The 17,109-nt window shown below is 60.4% G+C and carries 11 protein-coding genes and 2 pseudogenes; 2 read left to right on the top strand and 11 right to left on the bottom strand.

What is annotated here, in order from left to right:
* Window positions 1-39 precede the first annotated feature (39 nt).
* From gcvP to arcD (AK821_RS22390), 8 genes are all read right to left on the bottom strand, one after another.
* A complete protein-coding gene (gcvP, locus tag AK821_RS22425; protein ID WP_064391756.1) occupies window positions 40-2,892 on the bottom strand; it encodes an aminomethyl-transferring glycine dehydrogenase in 2,853 nt (950 codons plus the stop codon).
* Between the two features lie 11 nt (window positions 2,893-2,903).
* On the bottom strand, window positions 2,904-3,287 hold the full coding sequence (gene gcvH / locus AK821_RS22420) for a glycine cleavage system protein GcvH (RefSeq protein ID WP_064391754.1): 384 nt from the start codon (window positions 3,285-3,287) through the stop codon (window positions 2,904-2,906).
* 435 nt (window positions 3,288-3,722) lie between these two features.
* Entirely contained in the window at window positions 3,723-5,231 is a 1,509-nt protein-coding gene (locus tag AK821_RS22415) for a sigma-54-dependent transcriptional regulator (RefSeq protein WP_064391753.1), read from the bottom strand.
* Between the two features lie 262 nt (window positions 5,232-5,493).
* A complete protein-coding gene (locus AK821_RS22410) occupies window positions 5,494-5,856 on the bottom strand; it encodes a DUF5064 family protein (protein ID WP_064391750.1) in 363 nt (120 codons plus the stop codon).
* A 62-nt stretch (window positions 5,857-5,918) separates the two neighbouring features.
* Window positions 5,919-6,848: a carbamate kinase gene (gene arcC, locus AK821_RS22405; protein WP_034153407.1), complete on the bottom strand. Its 930-nt coding sequence runs from the start codon at window positions 6,846-6,848 to the stop codon at window positions 5,919-5,921.
* 141 nt (window positions 6,849-6,989) lie between these two features.
* Entirely contained in the window at window positions 6,990-8,000 is a 1,011-nt protein-coding gene (locus AK821_RS22400) for an ornithine carbamoyltransferase (protein ID WP_008086805.1), read from the bottom strand.
* A 69-nt stretch (window positions 8,001-8,069) separates the two neighbouring features.
* A complete protein-coding gene (gene arcA / locus AK821_RS22395) occupies window positions 8,070-9,326 on the bottom strand; it encodes an arginine deiminase (protein WP_038366599.1) in 1,257 nt (418 codons plus the stop codon).
* A 33-nt stretch (window positions 9,327-9,359) separates the two neighbouring features.
* A complete protein-coding gene (gene arcD / locus AK821_RS22390) occupies window positions 9,360-10,787 on the bottom strand; it encodes an arginine-ornithine antiporter (RefSeq protein ID WP_007908042.1) in 1,428 nt (475 codons plus the stop codon).
* A 437-nt stretch (window positions 10,788-11,224) separates the two neighbouring features.
* On the opposite strand from arcD (AK821_RS22390), the gene arcD (AK821_RS22385) reads away from it, so the two are divergent.
* Both arcD (AK821_RS22385) and AK821_RS22380 read left to right on the top strand, forming a co-directional pair.
* Window positions 11,225-12,652: an arginine-ornithine antiporter gene (arcD, locus tag AK821_RS22385; RefSeq protein WP_064391748.1), complete on the top strand. Its 1,428-nt coding sequence runs from the start codon at window positions 11,225-11,227 to the stop codon at window positions 12,650-12,652.
* Window positions 12,649-13,092 carry an AlkA N-terminal domain-containing protein gene (locus AK821_RS22380; protein ID WP_064391746.1) on the top strand — a complete coding sequence of 148 codons (444 nt, stop codon included), beginning with the start codon at window positions 12,649-12,651 and terminating at the stop codon, window positions 13,090-13,092. Before arcD (AK821_RS22385) ends, AK821_RS22380 begins: the two co-directional genes overlap by 4 nt.
* Window positions 13,093-13,217: 125 nt before the next feature.
* On the opposite strand, the gene AK821_RS22375 is transcribed toward AK821_RS22380, so the two are convergent.
* The 3 genes and pseudogenes from AK821_RS22375 to AK821_RS31445 all read right to left on the bottom strand — a co-directional run.
* On the bottom strand, window positions 13,218-14,564 hold the full coding sequence (locus AK821_RS22375) for a CoA transferase (protein ID WP_064391744.1): 1,347 nt from the start codon (window positions 14,562-14,564) through the stop codon (window positions 13,218-13,220).
* A 205-nt stretch (window positions 14,565-14,769) separates the two neighbouring features.
* Window positions 14,770-15,300, bottom strand: a pseudogene (locus AK821_RS31450) (methyl-accepting chemotaxis protein); the annotation flags it as partial.
* Window positions 15,301-15,627: 327 nt separating this feature from the next.
* Window positions 15,628-16,635, bottom strand: a pseudogene (locus tag AK821_RS31445) (PDC sensor domain-containing protein); the annotation flags it as partial.
* Window positions 16,636-17,109: the final 474 nt, after the last annotated feature.

The following is a 17,109-nucleotide window of genomic DNA, read 5'->3' as shown; positions in this document are numbered from 1 at the left end:
GTTGCAGAAATCGGGGCGATTAAAACGCCCCTCATTCGTTTAAGCGTAGCTTTCGATCGACGGGCAGGCGCACACCAGGTTGCGATCACCGAAGACGTTGTCGACGCGACCGACCGGTGGCCAGTATTTGCCTTCGATCAGCGACGCTACCGGGTAAACGGCCTGCTCGCGGCTGTACGGGTGAGTCCACTCGCCAACCAGTTCCGCCGCAGTATGCGGAGCGTTTTTCAGTGGGTTGTCGTCCTTGTCCAGCGTGCCGTTTTCCACCGCGCGGATTTCTTCGCGGATGCGGATCATGGCGTCGCAGAAGCGATCCAGTTCTTCTTTGGATTCACTTTCGGTCGGCTCGATCATCAGCGTGCCGGCGACCGGGAACGACATGGTCGGGGCGTGGAAGCCGAAGTCGATCAGGCGCTTGGCGACGTCATCAACGCTGATGCCGCTGCTGTCTTTCAACGGACGCAGATCGAGGATGCACTCGTGCGCCACCAGGCCGTTGCTGCCGGTGTACAGCACTGGGTAGTGCTCTTCGAGGCGACGGGAAATGTAGTTGGCATTGAGGATCGCCAGCTGCGAAGCGCGCTTCAAACCGGCGCCGCCCATCATGCGAATGTACATCCAGGTGATCGGCAGAATGCTCGCGCTGCCGAACGGTGCCGCGCAGACCGCGCCTTCCTTGCGTTGCATCTGGCCGTGGCCAGGCAGGAACGGCGTCAGGTGCGACTTGACGCCAATCGGGCCGACGCCCGGGCCGCCACCGCCGTGCGGGATGCAGAACGTTTTGTGCAGGTTCAGGTGGGAGACATCGCCGCCGAACTTGCCCGGTGCGCAGAGGCCGACCATCGCGTTCATGTTGGCGCCGTCGATGTACACCTGGCCGCCGTTGTCATGAATGATCCCGCAGATTTCGCGGATGCCTTCTTCGAACACGCCGTGGGTCGACGGATAAGTGATCATCAGCGCGGCGAGGTGTTCGCGGTGCTCGATGGCTTTGGCGCGCAGGTCTTCGATGTCGACGTTGCCGCGGGCATCGCACGCAGTCACGACAACGCGCATGCCAGCCATGTTGGCGGTGGCCGGGTTGGTGCCGTGGGCGGACGACGGGATCAGGCAGATGTCGCGGCGTTCATCGCCACGGCTCTGGTGATAAGCACGAATCGCCAGCAGGCCAGCGTATTCACCTTGCGAACCGGCGTTCGGTTGCAGCGAGATCGCGTCGTAACCGGTGGCGGCGCAGAGCATCGCTTCCAGTTCGTCGGTCAGTTGCTGATAACCGGCGCTCTGTGCGGCCGGGGCGAACGGGTGCAAAGCGCCGAATTCAGCCCAGGTCACCGGGATCATTTCGCTGGCGGCGTTGAGTTTCATGGTGCACGAGCCCAGCGGGATCATGGTGCGATCCAGCGCCAGATCCTTGTCGGCCAGTTTGCGCAGGTAGCGCATCAGCTCGGTTTCCGAGTGATAACGGTTGAACACCGGGTGGCTGAGGATTGGCGACTGGCGTACCAGCGAAGCAGGGATAGTGCTTTGAACCGAAGCGGCGAGGGCGGCGAAGTCCGGCAGGGTCTTGCCGTCGGCGAACAGGCCCCACAGGGTTTCGATGTCCGCCTGGGTGGTGGTTTCATCGACCGACAGGCCCAGGCGCTGAGCGTCGATCACGCGCAGGTTGATCTGCGCAGCGTGCGCCTTGTCGTGCAGCGCGGCAGTTTGCGCGCCGGTGGCCACGGTCAGGGTGTCGAAGAAGCTGGCTTGTTCGACGCTAGCGCCCAGCGCGGTCAGGCCCTTGGCCAGAATCGCGGTCAGGTGATGCACGCGGTTGGCGATCTGCGTCAGGCCTTTCGGGCCGTGGTAGACGGCGTACATGCTGGCGATGTTGGCCAGCAGCACCTGCGCGGTGCAGATGTTCGACGTGGCCTTCTCGCGGCGGATGTGTTGCTCGCGGGTCTGCATCGCCAGACGCAGGGCCGGCTTGCCGAAACGGTCAACCGACACGCCGACCAGACGGCCCGGCATGTCGCGCTTGAACGCATCTTTGGTGGAGAAGTAAGCGGCGTGCGGGCCACCGAAGCCCAGCGGCACGCCGAAGCGTTGTGCCGAACCGATGGCGACGTCCGCACCGAACTCGCCCGGCGCGGTCAGCAAGGTCAGGGCCAGCAGGTCAGCGGCGACGGCGACCAAGGCGTTGGCGGCGTGGAAGCGTTCGGTCAGTTCGCGGTAGTCGAACACGTCACCGTTCGCTGCCGGGTATTGCAGCAGCGCGCCGAAGAACGGCGTCACGTCGGTAAGTTCACGCTCGTCGCCGACGACCACGTCAATGCCCAGCGGCTCGGCACGGGTGCGCAGCACGTCGAGGGTTTGCGGGTGGCTGTGGATCGAGGCGAAGAATTGGTGGCTGCCCTTGTTCTTGCTCAGGCGTTTGCAGAAGGTCATGGCTTCGGCAGCGGCGGTGGCTTCGTCGAGCAAGGATGCGTTGGCGATCGGCAGGCCGGTGAGGTCGCTGATCAGGGTCTGGAAGTTCAGCAGCGCTTCGAGACGGCCCTGGGAAATTTCTGGCTGATACGGGGTGTAAGCGGTGTACCAGGCCGGGTTTTCCAGCAGGTTGCGCAGGATCGGCGACGGCGTGTGGCAGTTGTAGTAGCCCTGGCCGATGTAGGTCTTGAACAGCTGATTTTTGCCGGCGATGGATTTGATCATCGCCAGGGCATCGGCTTCGCTGAGGCCGTCATCCAGGCCGAGCACGCTGGTGCCCTTGATGCTTTCCGGGATGACGCTGGCGCTCAGGGCTTCGAGGGAATCGAAGCCGAGGCTGTTGAGCATGGCTTGCTCGTCACCGGCGCGCGGGCCGATGTGACGGGCGATGAATTCGTTGGCGGTGCCGAGGTTGATTTGGCTCATGTCGGTATTCCTCAGGCTTCGGCTTGGGCTTTGATCAGACGGTCGTACGCGTCCTGATCGAGCAATTTGCCGACAGCGGCGGCGTCGCTTGGCTGGAAGCGGAAGAACCAGCCTTCGCCCAGCGGATCTTCGTTGACCAGTTCCGGGGCATCTTCCAGCGCCGGGTTGACGGCCAGCACTTCGCCGTCGAGGGGCATGTACACGCCGCTGGCGGCTTTTACCGATTCCACGGTGGCGGCTTCTGCGCCTTTTTCGTAAGCCTGCAGCTCAGGCAGTTGCACGAACACCACGTCGCCCAGGGCGTTCTGCGCGAAAGCGGTGATGCCGACAGTAACGCTGCCGTCAGCTTCGGTGCGCAGCCATTCGTGATCTTCAGTAAAACGCAACTCGCTCATGGAAACTCCTCAGGGGGCCAGACTCGTCTGGTGGACGCGGTGGAAGGCTTGGGCAGGGAAGCCCTTCTTTTATGAGGGGTTGATTAGCAAGAACGCGGCCAAGGTTAATTTATCTTTATAAATCAATAGCTTGGATATTTATGAAGTCGAGAAGGCAGGCATCTCTGTAGCGAAATCGCTACAGCATGGAGCGAGGATAAAAGCTGAACGGGATCAAAGCCTTGCACAGCGGTGACCGGAGGAGGGTGTAGCGGTATCGTTCCGCTGTAGCGCTTTCAGTACAGGTGGAGGTCGTTTTCGAGCAGATTTTGAATCCGCCACAAATAAATGTAGGAGTGAGCCTGCTCGCGATAGCGGTGTGTCAGACGTCGCAAATGTTGAATGTCAGACCGCTATCGCGAGCAGGCTCACTCCTACAGGGGATTTGCGGTGTGTTCAGGGTTTGTTGGGAATGCCGTACTTGCGCAGGCGATGGGCGATCGCGGTGTGCGAAGTCTGCAGGCGGCTGGCCAGTTGGCGGGTCGAGGGGTAGCTGACGTAGAGTTTTTCCAGCAGCGATCGCTCGAAGGCTTCGACCGCTTGTTCGAGGCTGTCGACGTCGCTGTCGGTCTGCCGTGCGACGGAGGTGCCGGCAATATCGAGATCGCCGATATCGACCAGACTGCTCTCGCAAATCGCCGCCGCGCGGAAGATCACGTTCTGCAATTGCCGTACGTTGCCCGGCCAGCGGTTGCCGAGCAGCGCCGGATAAGTCCCCGGTGCGAGGCGGCAGACCGGGCGCTGAATCTGCGCGCAAGCCTGCTGCATGAAATAGCGTGCCAACAGCAGAATGTCCTGCCCGCGTTCACGCAGTGGCGGAACTTCAACGTTGAGCACGTTGAGGCGATAGAACAGGTCTTCGCGGAACAAGCCTTCGCTGACCATTTTTTCCAGATCGCGGTGGGTCGCGCTGAGGATGCGCACGTTGACCTTCACTTCGCGATCACCGCCGACGCGGCGGAAGCTGCCGTCGTTCAAGAAACGCAGCAACTTGGCCTGCAAATACGGCGACATCTCGCCGATCTCATCGAGAAACACCGTGCCCTGGTTGGCCAGTTCCATCAGCCCCGGTTTGCCGCCGCGCGCTGCTCCCGTGAAGGCGCCGGGGGCGTAGCCGAACAGTTCGCTTTCGGCGAGGTTCTCCGGCAGCGCGGCGCAGTTCAGGGCGAGAAACGGTGCACTGTGCCGAGTGCTGATCGCGTGGCAGGCACGGGCAACCAGTTCTTTACCGGTGCCGGTTTCGCCTTGAATCAGCAGCGGTGCATCGAGGGCTGCTACACGCTGCGCGCGGGCCTTGAGGGTGCGGATCGCCGGGGATTCGCCAAGCAGTGCATCGAAGCCTTCGGCATGGTCGTGGTGCAGTGCCGAGAGTTGTTCGCCGATGCGGTTCGGTTGATACAAGGTCAATAGCGCGCCAGCGTCGGTGATCGGCGTGGCGTCGAGCAACAAGGTCTGACCGTTGACGGTGATTTCGCGCAGCGGCAAACGGAAGCCGTGTTCGAGCAAGGTGTCGAGCAGGGCCGGATCGTTGAACAGTTCAGCGACGCTTTCACCCGCCGGCTCGCGACCGTAAAGCGCGATCAACGCCGGGTTGGCCAGCAACACTTTGCCGGCGCTGTCGAGGGCCAACACCGGGTCGGTCATCGCCGCCAGTAACGCGTCGAGCTGCAAGTGCCGACGCTGGCCGGGGAGGATGTCGACCACCGTCACTGCTACAACGCCGAGCACACGGAACAGGGCATCTTTCAGTTCTTCGAGCACTTGCGGGCTCAGGGTCGGCGCGTCGATGTAGACGTTCGGCGGGATCATCTCCACCGCATCCAGATTGAGGTTGCGCCCACCGAGGATAGCCAGGACTTCCTGGGTGATGCCGACGCGGTCGATGAAGCTGACGTGGATACGCATGGGGCGATTCAGTGATCTGCAGAGCGGAGGGTGGCAAGTATGCCTTGGGCTTGGAGAGAGGTGAAAGCAAAAGCACCCTCACCCCAGCCCTCTCCCGGAGGGAGAGGGGGCCGAGCGAGGTGTCTGGCGCTACACGTCGACCTGAAAAATCGAGGCGATTATGGATTCAGTGATGCAGGATCAAGTCGGCGTAACTCTGAAGCATCCCCCGATCAGTCCCCTCTCCCTCCGGGAGAGGGCTAGGGTGAGGGGCTTTTGCGGTTTACTCGAAATGCTCGGGATTGACCGGATCCCCGGATTGCATATTCAACTTCTGCCGAATGTCTTCAAACATCAAATCGTAATGCTTGTGCACCGAACCGATCTGGCTGTGAGCCTTGGGAATCCCGTACTTCTCGGCGATGCGGGTCACGTCGCGGGCGAAGTTGTAAGCCTCTTCCTTGGGCAGGAAAAACACTTCCTTCATGTCCTTGCCCTGCATGCTGCCATGCAGCGTGAACTGTATCCCTTTGCCTTTCTGCGGATCGGTGAACACTTCATAGTCGAGATGCACGTTGTAATTGACGTCATCGTCGGTCAACGCATGTCGCTCGATGTGCAAATGACCGGGTTCAAACTGGGCCATGGTTTTCTCCTTTCAAGGCATGGGAGAAGGGCAGACCCTCGGTCTGCCCCCGGAGTTTCTAATTATCGGTAAGTGATGCCCGGCTTCGCGGTGGTCACACGCGTACCGGCAGTGCCCTGGACGATGGCTTCAATGTCCGCCAGCGAACCGATCACCGCAACCTTGCCAGTATGGCGGGCGAATTCGCAGGCGGCCTGCACCTTCGGCCCCATGGAACCGGCGGCGAAGCCGAGGCGTTCGAGTTCATCCGGGTGCGCTTCGGCAATGGCTTTCTGCGTCGGTTTGCCGTAATCGATGAACGCCGCGTTGACGTCCGTGGCGATCACCAGCAGGTCGGCTTCCAGTTGCTCGGCGAGCAGCGACGAGCACAGGTCCTTGTCGATCACCGCCTCGATACCCTTGAGATTACGGTTCTCGTCGTACATGGTCGGAATCCCGCCGCCACCGGCGCAAATCACGATGCTGCCCTTGTCCAGCAGCCACTTGATCGGGCGGATTTCGAAGATGCGTTTTGGTCGTGGGCTGGCGACCACGCGGCGGAACTTGTCGCCGTCCGGGGCAATCGCCCAGCCTTTTTCAGCGGCGAGTTTTTCTGCTTCGGCCTTGTCGTAGACCGGGCCGATGGGTTTGGTCGGGTTTTGGAAGGCCGGATCTTTGGCGTCTACTTCGACCTGAGTGAGCAGGGTGGCGAACGGCACTTCGAAGTCGAGCAGGTTGCCCAATTCCTGTTCGATGATGTAACCGATCATGCCTTCGGTTTCGGCACCGAGCACGTCCAGCGGGTAAGGGGTGACGGACGTGTAGGCCGCCGCTTGCAGCGACAGCAGGCCGACTTGCGGGCCATTGCCGTGGGCGATGACCAGTTGGTTGCCGGGATGGATCTTGGCGATTTGCTCGGTGGCGATGCGGATGTTGGCGCGCTGATTGTCAGCGGTCATCGGTTCACCACGGCGGAGCAGGGCGTTACCGCCCAGAGCTACGACGATACGCATGGTGCATGTCCTTTTCGTAGTGATCGTTCCCACGCTCTGCGTGGGAATGCCGCCACGGACGCTCCGCGTCCGCTGTGACGCAGAGCGTCACGGGATGCATTCCCACGCGGGAGCGTGGGAACGATCATGGATAAGCAGTGGTTACAGATCAGCCAGGGTCGAGACCAGAATCGCCTTGATCGTGTGCATGCGGTTTTCCGCTTGCTCGAAGGCGATGCAGGCTGGGGACTCGAACACGTCGTCGGTCACTTCGATGCCGTTTTTCAGGTGCGGATACTGTTCGGCGATTTGCTTGCCGACTTTGGTATCGCTGTTGTGGAACGCCGGCAGGCAGTGCATGAACTTGGTGCGCGGGTTGCCGGAGGCTTTCATCAGCTCGGCGTTGACCTGGTACGGCAGCAGTTGCTGGATACGCTCGGCCCACGCTTCAACCGGCTCGCCCATCGACACCCAAACGTCGGTGTGGATGAAGTCGACGCCTTTGACCGCCGCTTTCGGGTCTTCGGTCAGGGTGATGCGTGCGCCGCTTTCTTCGGCATATTTGTGGCAACGCTCGACCAGATCATCCAGTGGCCACAGCGCTTTCGGCGCGCAGATGCGCACGTCCATGCCGAGTTTGGCGCCGACCAGCAGCAACGAGTTGCCCATGTTGTTGCGCGCATCGCCGAGGTAGGCGTAGCTGATTTCATGGATCGGCTTGTCGGCGTGTTCACGCATGGTCAGCACGTCGGCGATCATTTGCGTCGGGTGATATTCATCGGTCAGACCGTTGAACACTGGTACGCCGGCGAACTTGGCCAGCTCTTCGACAATTTCCTGTTTGAAGCCACGGTACTCGATAGCGTCGTACATGCGACCGAGCACGCGGGCGGTGTCTTTCATGCTTTCTTTGTGGCCGATCTGCGACGAGTTCGGGTCGATGTAGGTGACGTTGGCGCCTTGGTCATACGCCGCCACTTCGAACGCGCAACGGGTGCGGGTCGAGGTTTTTTCGAAGATCAGGGCGATGTTGTTGCCCTTCAGGTGTTGCTGCTCGGTGCCAGTGTATTTGGCGCGTTTGAGGTCGCGGGACAGGTCGAGCAGGTAACGCAGCTCACGTGGGGTGTGGTGTTCCAGGCTGAGCAGGTTACGGTTGTGAATGTTAAAAGCCATGATGGATCTCCTTCGGTGTCGGTTATCCCCCTGGCCGCACGTTGTAAGTGCCGGCCAGGGCTCAGAGGTTTAGTAATCGATAGGGTCGCGGATGATCGGGCAGGTCATGCAGTGGCCACCGCCACGGCCTCGGCCCAGTTCACCGGCGCTAATGGTGATGACTTCCACTCCTGCTTTGCGCAGCAGGGTGTTGGTGTAGGTGTTGCGGTCGTAGCCGATGACCACACCCGGTTCCACGGCCACCACGTTGTTGCCGTCGTCCCATTGCTCGCGTTCGGCGGCGAAGCTGTTGCCGCCGGTTTCCACCACTCGCAGTTTCGGCAGGTTGAGGGCTTTGGCCACGGTGTCGAGGAAGGTGCCTTCTTCGCGGCGGATGTCGATGCCGCCCTGTTTGCTTTCGTCAGGGCGCAGGGTGAAGGCGACGATCTGGTTGACCACTTCCGGGAAAATCGTCACCAGGTCGCGGTCGCAGAAGCTGAACACGGTGTCGAGGTGCATCGCCGCGCGGGATTTCGGCAGGCCGGCAACGATGACTTTTTCCACGGCTTTGTTCTTGAACAGGTTCAACGCCAGTTGGCCGATGGCCTGACGCGATGAGCGTTCGCCCATGCCGATCAACACCACGCCGTTGCCGATTGGCATGACGTCGCCGCCCTCAAGGGTGGAGCTGCCGTGATCCTTGTCCGGGTCGCCGTACCAGATTTCAAATTCGGCGTTGGTGAACTGCGGGTGGAATTTGTAGATAGCGGTGGTCAGCAGAGTTTCCTGACGACGCGCTGGCCAGTACATCGGGTTCAGCGTCACGCCACCGTAGATCCAGCAGGTGGTGTCACGGGTGAACTGAGTGTTCGGCAGCGGCGGCAGAATGAAGCTGGAGTGGCCGAGGAAGTCGCGGAACATCTGGATGGTCTTGCCACCGAAGCTGTCCGGCAGATCATCGGCGGAGACGCCGCCAATCAGGAATTCGGCGATGTGCCGTGGCTCAAGGCTTTTCAGCCAGGATTTGACTTCGTTGATCAGGCCCAGGCCCACCGAGTCGGCGGTGACCTTGCGCTCGAGAATCCAGTCCAGCGCCTCAGGGATGGCGACGATGTCGGTCAGCAGGTTGTGCATTTCCAGCACATCGATGCCGCGCTCGCGCATCTTGGTGACGAAGTCGAAGTGGTCGCGCTTGGCCTGGGCCACCCAGAGCACGTCATCGAACAGCAGCTCGTCGCAGTTGTTCGGGGTCAGCCGCTGATGGGCCAGACCTGGGGAGCACACCATGACTTTGCGCAGTTTGCCGGCTTCGGAATGTACGCCGTACTTAACTTTTTCCGTGGTCATTTCAGATCCTCCAGATAACAAATCAATCAGGGATTACAGAGTCAGGAAGCCGTCGTAGAGACCGTAGGCAGCCACCAGGGCGCCCACGACCACTGCGGCGAAAATCAGCTTCTCGACGTTAGTGAAAATCGGTTGTTTGAGTTCCAGCTTGGCTTTGGCGAACAGGATCGCGCCAGGTGCGTAGAGCAGGGCCGAGAGCAGCAGATACTTGACCCCGCCGGCATACAGCAGCCACACCGCGTAGATCAGCGCGATGCCGCCGATAATCAGATCCTTGCGCCGTTCGGCCGCAAAGCCTTCGTAGCTTTCGCCGCGCACCGCCAGCAGCAGGGCGTAGGCCGCCGACCACAGGTACGGCACCAGAATCATCGAGGTGGCGAGGTAGATCAGCGACAGGTAAGTACTGGCCGAGAACAGCGTGATGATCAGGAAAATCTGCACCATCGCGTTGGTCAGCCACAGGGCGTTGACCGGTACGTGGTTGGCGTTTTCCTTGCGCAGAAACTCCGGCATGGTGTGGTCTTTGGCGGCGGCGAACATGATCTCCGCACACAGCAGCACCCACGACAGCAGCGCACCCAACAACGAGATGATCAGACCGACACTGATCAGCACCGCGCCCCAGTGACCGACCACATGCTCAAGCACGGCGGCCATCGACGGGTTCTGCAGTTTCGCCAGTTCCGGCTGAGTCATGATGCCCAGCGACAGCACGTTGACCAGCACCAGGAACAGCAGCACGGTGATGAAACCGATCACGGTGGCTTTACCAACGTCCGAGCGTTTTTCCGCGCGGGCCGAGAAGATGCTCGCGCCCTCGATGCCGATGAACACCCAGACGGTGACCAGCATCATGTTGCGCACCTGGTTCATCACACTGCCCAGATCCGGATTTTTGATGCCCCAGATGTCGGCGGTGAAGATGTCCAGTTTGAAAGCGAACACCGCGATCAGCACAAACAGCAGCAGCGGCACGACCTTGGCGACCGTGGTCACCAGGTTGATGAACGCCGCTTCCTTGATCCCGCGCAGCACCAGAAAGTGCACGGCCCACAGCAGCACCGAGGCGCCAATCACGGCCGCGACAGTATTGCCCTCACCGAAAATCGGGAAGAAGTAGCCGAGGGTACTGAACAGCAGAACGAAGTAACCGACGTTGCCCAGCCAGGCACTGATCCAGTAACCCCAGGCGGACGAGAAACCCATGTAATCGCCAAAACCGGCCTTGGCATAGGCGTAGACACCGCCGTCCAGGTCAGGCTTTCGATTGGCCAGGGTTTGAAAGACAAAAGCGAGGGTGAGCATGCCGACAGCGGTGATGGCCCAACCGATCAGTACCGCGCCGACGTCGGCGCTGGCGGCCATGTTTTGTGGCAAAGAGAATATCCCGCCACCGATCATTGAACCGACTACCAACGCAACCAGTGCACCGAGTCGTAGTTTTCCGGGAGCTTCAGACATTGCATGACTCCATTGCAGGAGAGAAGAGATCACAGCGTAGTTCTGTTGTCTGTTCAAACAGCTGACTTAGATCAGTGCATGGTCACATTCCATTGTTAATGAATGACTTAGGCTTCGGCTGAAGGCATAAATATCCTGCCCGCAAGGCCCGTCCTAGAGGCGTTGTGGCTACATCTTTGGGAATGGCTATTATTACTTTTGAATTATCACGCTAGTTCTTTTTCAGCGTTTGGCAAATTTTCAGCCTCTGTTTTCAGTACAGAATTGATTTATCAGGATCAGCGCACAAAACTGTCTGAGCGTGCTAGGCGTTAGCGTCATCCGCTATATATAAACAGGCGTTAATTGGCGTTACCTGATAAACGTCATCTACCTTTATCCGTTTAGTTAATAGTTGTTACAAATGCATGCTCACCACACTTCAAAGGGAAACTGAAATGTCGCAACCGACGCAAAAGCTGCGATTAGGCGCCTTGATCGCCCTGGTGGTGGGTTCGATGATTGGCGGAGGGATTTTTTCGCTGCCGCAGAACATGGCGGCGCGCGCCGATGCCGGGGCGATTCTGATCGGATGGGGGATCACTGCGATTGGCATGCTGACCCTGGCGTTCGTGTTTCAGACGCTGGCCAACCGCAAGCCGGAGCTGGACTCGGGTGTCTACGCTTACGCCAAGGCCGGGTTTGGCGACTACATGGGTTTCTCGTCCGCCTGGGGTTACTGGATCAGTGCCTGGCTGGGCAATGTCGGCTATTTCGTGCTGCTGTTCAGCACCCTCGGTTACTTCTTTCCGGTGTTCGGGCAAGGCAATACGCCAATCGCCATCGGCTGCGCGTCGGTGCTGCTGTGGGCCGTGCATTTTCTGGTGATGCGCGGGATCAAGGAAGCGGCGCTGATCAATCAACTGACCACGGTGGCCAAAGTGGTGCCGCTGATCATGTTCATCGTCATCGCTGCCGTCGCCTTCAAGGCTGACATTTTTACCCGCGATATCTGGGGCACCAGCAACCCGAATTTCGGCGGGGTGATGGATCAGGTGCGCAACATGATGCTGGTTACGGTGTTCGTGTTCATCGGCATCGAAGGCGCCAGCGTGTACTCGGCGCGGGCGGAAAAGCGCAGCGACGTCGGTCGCGCCACGGTGATTGGTTTTATCGGCGTGCTGGCGCTGCTGGTGCTGGTCAATGTGTTGTCGTTGGGGATCATGAGCCAGCCGGAACTGGCGAATTTGCAGAACCCGTCGCTGGCGGCGGTACTCGAACACATTGTCGGGCCGTGGGGCGCGCTTTTGATCAGCATCGGTCTGGCGATTTCACTGCTCGGTGCGTTGTTGTCGTGGGCATTGCTCTGCGCGGAAATTCTCTTCGCCACGGCGAAGGACAAAACCATGCCGGCGTTCCTGAAAAAGGAAAACAAGAACCATGTGCCGGTCAACGCCCTGTGGCTGACCAACGCGATGATCCAGATTTTCCTGTTGATCACGCTGTTTTCGGCGGGCACTTACACCAGCCTGATTTACCTGGCGTCGTCGATGATTCTGGTGCCGTACCTGTGGTCGGCGGCGTATGCGGTGCTGCTCAGCGGGCGCGGCGAAACCTATGAACACGCCTCGGCCGAACGCACCAAGGATCTGCTGATCGGCGGCATTGCCCTCGGTTACGCGGTGTGGTTGTTGTATGCCGGCGGGGTGAAGTATCTGCTGCTGTCGGCGTTGCTCTATGCGCCGGGGGTGATCCTGTTTGCCAAGGCTAAACATGAACAGGGTGAGCCGTTGTTTACCCATGTCGAGAAAGGCATTTTCACCTGCGTGGTCATCGGTGCGGGGCTGGCGGCGTATGGCTTGTACAGTGGTGTGCTGTCGTTGTGAGGTTGTCGCTTGCGTATGCGCCGCCGTATGACTGGGAGGCGATGTTGGGGTTTCTCGCGGCGCGGGCGGTGGTCGGGATGGAGACCGTGGTGGATGGCGTGTACTCGCGCAGCATCGGGTTGAAAGGGTTGCATGGATCGGTTTCGATCTGGAACGGCGCGGGAGATGCGCTAGAGGTGGAGCTGGATTTTCCTGATCCGGCGGCGCGGTTGTTGGCGTTGCACGGGGTTGGCGAGTGGACGGCGCAGTACATTGCGTTGCGGCAGTTGCGCGATCTGGATGGCTTTCCGAGCGGGGATGTCGGGTTGATGCGGGCGTTGGAGGTGCTGGAAGGTGAGCGGCCGACAGCGCCGGAATTGTCGTTGCGGACCGAGGCCTGGCGACCTTTTCGAGGGTATGCGGCGCAGCTTTTGTGGACATCTTTGAGCAGAGCAGACTGATCCGATGTTGCTTGGTCAATTGAGGCCTCATCGCGAGCAGGCTCACTCCTACAGTTGACCGCATTTCTACTGATGGAACACGGTTGAATGTAGGAGTGAGCCTGCTCGCGATAGCGATTCTGGATTCACCACCGGGGGTGATGTGAACCCAGTTCTGTAGCCGGCAACGCCCACTGGATCGGTGTGCCGCTGATCTTCACCGGCACCTGCAAGCGATGCGCCGGGCCCCATGGGGTCTGCTCCACCAGCAAACCTTGATCCTGTTCATCCTCGGCGCGCAGCGCTTCAGTTATCCCGGATCCATGCTCGATCAACAGTTTCGCCGTGCGTGCCAGTGACAACCGCGCCGATCCACCGCGACGCGTGTTCAAACGCTCGGTCAACAGTCGGAGCGCACTCGCCGCCATCAAATACCCGGTCGCATGATCCAGCGCCTGCACCGGCAACGGCGTCGGCTTATCGGTCTGCTTCCCGCGCATCCCGGCCTCGGCGATGCCGCTGCTCATCTGCACCAGACTGTCGAAACCCCGGCGGTTCTGCCATGGACCGCTCCACCCGTAGGCGTTGAGGGCCGCATCAATCAGGCCGGGTGCGAGCTGACGACGGCGCTCAACGCCGAAACCGAGATTCTCCAGTGCATCGGCGCGGTAACCGTGCAGCAGAATGTCGGCGTCTTTCAGCAAACCTTCAAACACCGAGCGATCCGCCGGGTCATGCAGATCAAGACGTGCGCAGCGTTTGCCGAGGGTCATTTCCGGGACGACACCGGGCTCGTTCCAGGTCGGTGAGTCGATGCGCAATACATCGGCGCCAAGGCCGGCGAGAAAACGGCTGGCGGTGGGGCCTGCGAGCACGCGCGTCAAATCCAATACCTTGATCCCGGCCAACGGTTGCGCCACCGAGCCTTGCCAGGTTTGGTTGCGTTCATCTTGCGAATCGAGGAAATGCACCAGCGGTTCGGCATTCACTGCCTGCCCCTGCGGATGCTTCTGCCACTGCGCCCAGTTGCGCATCTCTGCGGCGCAACCCTTGGCTTCGACCACCGCTTGCTCCAGATCTGTACTCGCCCATCGCGCGACTTTTGCCGCCATCGCGGCCCGGTCGGCGCAGGCACCGAGCACGCGTTCAGCGGCGGCGCGGTGATGCGGGGCGTTGGTGTGCAGGCGGATCCAGCCGTCGCGGGTCTGATAATCGCCAGCGACTGGATCCCACAGTGGCGGGACTTGCCAGCCAATCGGTCGGATCGACGTGGCGAACCAGGACGAGGCCAATCGACGATCGACTTCAACGGCAGGTCGCTGGCCGGTTTGCTGCCGGAGCAATTCGCTGACGGCCTGACCGGCAGCGGCGATGCTGGCGCAGGCAAGCTCGGTGACGGCGAACGCCGAGGGCAGGGCGCCACGGTCGGTGAACGGGATCGGCGTATGCGGCAAGCCGAGTGCGGCTTGAATGGACGTGAGTAAATCAGTCATCGAAGGCCCTCCGGAGCGAGAGGGCGATGATAGTGCAAAACAATCCCGAGTCAGATGAAATCCCCGATTGCAGGGTTGCAACTTGACCCTGTGGGAGCTGGCTTGCCAGCGATAGCGGAGTGTCAGTCAACAATGTACTAACTGATGTGCCGCCATCGCTGGCAAGCCAGCTCCCACACGTTTTTGTGGTGGATTGAATGACGCGTCAGACCCGGAACTGATCCATCAATTTCATCTGCTGACTGGCCAAAGCATTGAGCTGGCTGCTGATCGCCGCTGATTCGGTGGCTTGCCCGGTCAGCGTCTCGGTGACGGTACGGATCGCCGACACGTTGCGATTCACTTCTTCAGCCACCGCACTTTGCTGTTCGGCTGCGCTGGCAATCTGCAAGTTCATGTCGCTGATCACCGTCACCGCATCGCTGATCTTGCCCAGTGCATCGACGGCCTGACGAATCTGCCCGGCGTTGTTGTGCGCCTGGGTCTGGCTCGAATGCATGGTCGCGACCACGCCACGGGTGCCGGTCTGAATCCGTTCGATCACCACGCGAATTTCTTCCACCGAATCCTGCGTGCGCTTGGCGAGGTTGCGTACTTCGTCGGCGACCACGGCAAAACCACGGCCGCTCTCACCGGCGCGGGCCGCTTCGATGGCGGCGTTGAGGGCCAGCAGGTTGGTTTGTTCGGCGATGCTGCGGATCACTTCCAGCACCGAGCCGATCTGCTCGCTGTTGACTGCCAGCGCTTCAACCTCGGTCACCGCTTTGCTGACTTCCTCGGCCAGTTGATTGATATCGCGGGTGCTGCGTTCAATGATCGACATGCCGTCCTTGGCTGACTGGTCGGCACCTTTCGCGGCATTGGCAGCGTTCGATGCGCTGTTGGCGACGTCGTGTGCGGTGGCGCTCATTTCGTTGGAGGCGGTGGCGACCTGGTCGATTTCGCGGAACTGCACCTGCATGCCTTCGCTGGTCTGGCGGGCGATTTCCGAAGACTGGTCAGCAGTGCCGCGTGCTTCGGTGATGCTCTGCTTGATCTGCGCGATAGTCGGTTGCAGCTTGTCGAGGAAGCGGTTGAACCAGTTCACCAGTTCGCCCAGTTCATCCTTTTTGCTGTAGTTCAGGCGCTGGGTCAGATCGCCTTCGCCGCTGGCAATATTTTTCAGCATCTCGGCGACGCTATTGATCGGGCGAGTAACGCCGGACGCGGTCAGCCAGATCAGCAGCAGGCCAACCAGACCGGCAACCACGGCGACCAGCAGCGCGGTGATCACACCGGTTTCCTGCGCATCGTCGAGTACCGCTTGCAGCTTGACCGAGTCGGCCAGCAGCACTTGTTTCGGCAGATCGATGACCACGCCCCAGGCACGCGAATTGCCAATCGGGTCAACCGGGTACACCGCACGAATCAGCTCGCCCTGTTCGAGAATCTTCGGGGTGCCGGAGGTCAGCAGTTGCAGCACATCCTGGCCATCGGCACCGAGGGTGTCGCCGATCTTCTTGCCGACCTTGCTCGCGTCAGAACTGTCGGCAGCGAGCACACCGCTGCCGGAGACGATCAGCATGTGCCCGGCGTTGTTGAACAGGCTGCGCTGGGAGTCCACGGCGGCTGCTTGCAGGGCGTCGAGGGCGATGTCGACACCGACCACGCCGATAGCTTTGCCGTCGACGATCAACGGCACGGAAATGGTCGTCATGAGCATTTCCTTGCCACCGACGGTGTCGGCATACGGGTCGAGCAGGCAGGTGCGCTTGGCATCGCGAGGGCAGGTGTACCAACTGTTGTAGGGCGTGCCGCTGACGCTGAGGGTGGTTTTGGTCAGGTCGTCTTCGACCATGATCGTGTTCAGTGAGGCGCCGGCTGCGCGGCTCCAATAGGTGGCGAAGCGCCCGGCTTCGTTGGACTGGCGGGCGGCGTCGTTGGCGAACTCGCTGTCCTTGCCGTCGAGAGCGTTCGGTTCGAAGGCGAGCCAGATGCCGAGCACTTTGTCGTTACGCTCGAATGCGGTTTTCAGGCTCAGGTTCAACTCTTCACGCAAGGCGCCAGCATCCAGCGAACGCTTGGCGGCCATGACGCGCAGGTCCTTGATCTGGTCAGCCACGGCCGTGATCACCGTCAGGCTTTCGCCGAAGGTTTTCTGCACCCGCACGGCTTGCTCGGCGGCTTTGGCTTGCAACAGGTTCTGCACGCTGGCGGTGAGCAGCTTGTTGCTGGAGTTGCTGACCAGTTCGTCGTTCTGGTTGGTCTGGTAGATGTTCATGCCGACGATCAGCGCGACCACACCGAGCAGGCACAGGCCGGAGAGCAGGACGATTTTCAGGCGAATGGACAGAGAGTCGAACATGGGGCGATCTCGCGAATGAATAAACGGGTGGCAGGCGGACATGAACTATCCGGTTCGCCAAATCCATTCAGCGCCATTCAATGCTCATCGGCGTGGAACGAGAGCGCATGAGGCGGCTGCCGACGAACGGTCAGCGCTAAACGTTTGCGCAGGGGAAAGTGCTGAAAAAGGGGAAAATTACAGGGATGTTTCAAGACTGTG

Origin of the sequence: Pseudomonas sp. RIT-PI-r (assembly GCF_001297015.1) — a bacterium.
In the GTDB taxonomy this organism is placed as follows: Bacteria; Pseudomonadota; Gammaproteobacteria; order Pseudomonadales; family Pseudomonadaceae; genus Aquipseudomonas.
The sequence above is the reverse complement of the archived record's forward strand: the minus strand, read 5'-3'. Positions and strand labels throughout refer to the sequence as shown.

Bases quoted from the DNA above. Each gene is read 5' to 3' on its own strand.
- arcC (WP_034153407.1), bottom strand. From the start codon at position 6,848: ATGCGTATCGTCGTAGCTCTGGGCGGTAACGCCCTGCTCCGCCGTGGT.
- arcD (WP_064391748.1), top strand. From the start codon at position 11,225: ATGTCGCAACCGACGCAAAAGCTGCGATTAGGCGCCTTGATCGCCCTG.
- AK821_RS22415 (WP_064391753.1), bottom strand. From the start codon at position 5,231: ATGCGTATCCACGTCAGCTTCATCGACCGCGTCGGCATCACCCAGGAA.
- arcD (WP_007908042.1), bottom strand. From the start codon at position 10,787: ATGTCTGAAGCTCCCGGAAAACTACGACTCGGTGCACTGGTTGCGTTG.
- AK821_RS22400 (WP_008086805.1), bottom strand. From the start codon at position 8,000: ATGGCTTTTAACATTCACAACCGTAACCTGCTCAGCCTGGAACACCAC.
- arcA (WP_038366599.1), bottom strand. From the start codon at position 9,326: ATGACCACGGAAAAAGTTAAGTACGGCGTACATTCCGAAGCCGGCAAA.
- AK821_RS22375 (WP_064391744.1), bottom strand. From the start codon at position 14,564: ATGACTGATTTACTCACGTCCATTCAAGCCGCACTCGGCTTGCCGCAT.
- gcvP (WP_064391756.1), bottom strand. From the start codon at position 2,892: ATGAGCCAAATCAACCTCGGCACCGCCAACGAATTCATCGCCCGTCAC.
- gcvH (WP_064391754.1), bottom strand. From the start codon at position 3,287: ATGAGCGAGTTGCGTTTTACTGAAGATCACGAATGGCTGCGCACCGAA.
- AK821_RS22410 (WP_064391750.1), bottom strand. From the start codon at position 5,856: ATGGCCCAGTTTGAACCCGGTCATTTGCACATCGAGCGACATGCGTTG.